This is a genomic window from Mesorhizobium sp. M1A.F.Ca.IN.022.07.1.1 (genome assembly GCF_003997575.1).
Classification (GTDB): Bacteria; Pseudomonadota; Alphaproteobacteria; order Rhizobiales; family Rhizobiaceae; genus Mesorhizobium.
The window spans coordinates 1-1,645 of sequence record NZ_RZST01000600.1 but is presented as its reverse complement, the minus strand read 5'-3'; the positions used below and the strand labels follow the sequence as shown (position 1 = coordinate 1,645).

The following is a 1,645-nucleotide window of genomic DNA, read 5'->3' as shown; positions in this document are numbered from 1 at the left end:
GTGACGGACCGGCCGCGCTTCAAGAAGAAAAAGGCCCGTTGGTACGACTTTCATAGGGCCAGGCAGGTGATCGAAGAGGTCGAAACCGGCGACGACGTCGAGCCGGAGGACGTGCTGCGCTTCATGCAGCCGGACGCGACTGCAGCGCAGACGCGCGCCGATTCCGATCGTATCGACGGCGCTCGGCAGAAGGGCGCCGGTTCGATCACGATCGAGGGCGAGCCGACCGCCGAGCCGGAGGGCACTGCCATCATCCAGCTGCGTGCCGGCGTCGACGGCAGCTACACGATCGCCTCGATCACCGACACGCTCGACCGCGGCAGTGGCTACACCACGCAGATCTCGCTAGGCAACCCGCAGGGCTCGGCTGGAACGGACGCCCGCTAGGCCGAGAGCAGCTTCACCATCGTCAGCCGCCGATGCGCCAGTCGGCGTGCCGAGTCTTGAAATGCCTCGCGCTCGGCTTCGAGCAGGAAATCCAGCGTCATCATATCGAGCAGGAATTCGTCGACCGCCTCAGCCAGTACCTGCGACTTGGCCTTGAGGTGAGCGAGGAGCGCGCGCGCTTCTCCCGCGGCGTTGGCGCCGTCGGCGTCGATCAGCGCCTCGAGCTTTTTGAAACAATCCATCCCGCAATCCCCTGCCGCGGCCCTCAATCGCCGAGGGGCAGGAAAGTTCCTAGCGAAAGGAAAAATTCATGACCGCATCTCGCGAGCAGGAATCGCTCGCCCGCGTGCTCGCGCATGAGGGTGCCTACAGCAATCACCCGGCCGACCCGGGTGGCGCCACGATGAAGGGTGTGACCCAGCGGGTTTATGACGCCTATCGCAAGAGCAAGAAGCTGGCGCCTCGGTCGGTGAAGAGCATCACCGGCCAGGAACTCTTCGAGATCTACGATCGCCAATACTGGGATGCGGTGAAGGGCGACCGACTGCCGGCCGGGGTCGACTATGTCGTCTTCGACGGCGCCGTGAACTCCGGCCCGAAGCAGTCGATCATCTGGCTGCAGCGCGCGCTCGGGCCGCTGTACAAGGGCCGGCTCGACGGCGTCATGGGGCTCGGCACCGTCGCGGCCGTCCAGGCCTGCAACGACCACGATGCCCTGATCGGTCGGATTTGCGATCAGCGCCTGGCCTTCCTGCAGCACCTGAAGACGTGGCCGGTGTTCGGTCGCGGATGGTCATGTCGCGTCGCGGAGGTCCGCTCGATTGGCCAGTCCTGGGCAACCGGGCTTACGCCGCGGGCGGCGAGCTTCGTCGACGGCGGACAGGCGAAAGGATTTATCGAGGATGCCAAGGCTGCCCCATCGACCGGGCCGGCCGATGCCACAACCGGCGCCGGCGCTGGCGGGCTTGGCCTTTCCGGCTACCTATACGATCTGCAGAACCAGCTTTCGCCGTTCTCCTACACCAGCGAATGGATCGGCAAGGTCGTCGTCGTCCTGGCAATCGCAAGCGCGCTGCTCGCAGTCGGCGGTCTCGCCTGGCGCCGGTATGCGAACCGCAAGGCGAAGCGCCTCGCCGCGGCTCTCGGGGCGGAGCCGACGTGATGGAAAACCTCGCTTCCGTCTTTGCCGTGATCCTCTCTCGCGCCTTGCCCACGGTCGCCGCAGTAGGCCTGGCTCTCATCGCCGGCTTCCTCATCT

At 65.8% G+C, this 1,645-nt stretch carries 2 protein-coding genes and 1 pseudogene; 2 read left to right on the top strand and 1 reads right to left on the bottom strand.

The genetic code is table 11. From position 1 onward, the window contains the following. Positions 1-387, top strand: a pseudogene (locus EOA75_RS34345) (hypothetical protein); the annotation flags it as partial. Here EOA75_RS34345 and EOA75_RS32620 read toward each other — a convergent pair. Next, entirely contained in the window at positions 384-629 is a 246-nt protein-coding gene (locus EOA75_RS32620) for a hypothetical protein (RefSeq protein WP_127326120.1), read from the bottom strand. The pseudogene EOA75_RS34345 and the gene EOA75_RS32620 sit on opposite strands and share 4 nt — an antisense overlap. 68 nt (positions 630-697) lie before the next feature. Between EOA75_RS32620 and EOA75_RS32615 the strand changes: the two genes are divergently transcribed. Further along, a complete protein-coding gene (locus tag EOA75_RS32615) occupies positions 698-1,549 on the top strand; it encodes a glycoside hydrolase family 108 protein (protein WP_127326119.1) in 852 nt (283 codons plus the stop codon). Positions 1,550-1,645 lie beyond the last annotated feature (96 nt).

Coding starts and splice junctions, on each gene's coding strand:
- EOA75_RS32615 (WP_127326119.1), top strand. CDS start 698: ATGACCGCATCTCGCGAGCAGGAATCGCTCGCCCGCGTGCTCGCGCAT.
- EOA75_RS32620 (WP_127326120.1), bottom strand. CDS start 629: ATGGATTGTTTCAAAAAGCTCGAGGCGCTGATCGACGCCGACGGCGCC.